The organism is Acetobacter sp. DmW_043 (assembly GCF_002153485.1).
GTDB classification, from domain to species: Bacteria; Pseudomonadota; Alphaproteobacteria; order Acetobacterales; family Acetobacteraceae; genus Acetobacter; species Acetobacter thailandicus.
In genome coordinates this window covers 1-384 of record NZ_JOMN01000034.1, presented here as the reverse complement: position 1 = coordinate 384, position 384 = coordinate 1, and the positions used below count along the sequence as shown (strand labels likewise).

Below are 384 nucleotides of genomic sequence, written 5' to 3'. Positions count from 1 at the left end.
TATCAGGGCACTCGATATGGCGATGCGTCTACGCAACCCACCATCTGGCTGTATTTTCCATTCTGATCGCGGCAGCCAATATTGTTCCCATGATTTTCAGAAGAAACTGACCGAATACAGGATGATACCGTCCATGTCCGGCAAGGGAAACTGCTATGACAACGCCGTGGTCGAGACCTTTTTCAAGAGCCTGAAGGCTGAAATGCTCTGGAGACAATGTTGGCCAACACGGCGTCAGGCAACAGCCGCCATCTTTCCATACATCAACGGCTTCTATAACTCGCGACGGCGCCACTCCTGTCTCGGGAGTATCAGCCCACTCGCTTTCGAGGCCAAAGCCGCGTAAAAGAAATTACATACCGGCACAAAACCGTTACAAGTCCA

General features: G+C 51.3%; 1 protein-coding gene. It reads left to right on the top strand.

What is annotated here, in order from left to right; genetic code table 11:
• A partial coding sequence (locus HK11_RS09610) for an IS3 family transposase (RefSeq protein WP_143216385.1) occupies positions 1-346 on the top strand: 346 nt, incomplete at its 5' end.
• Positions 347-384 lie beyond the last annotated feature (38 nt).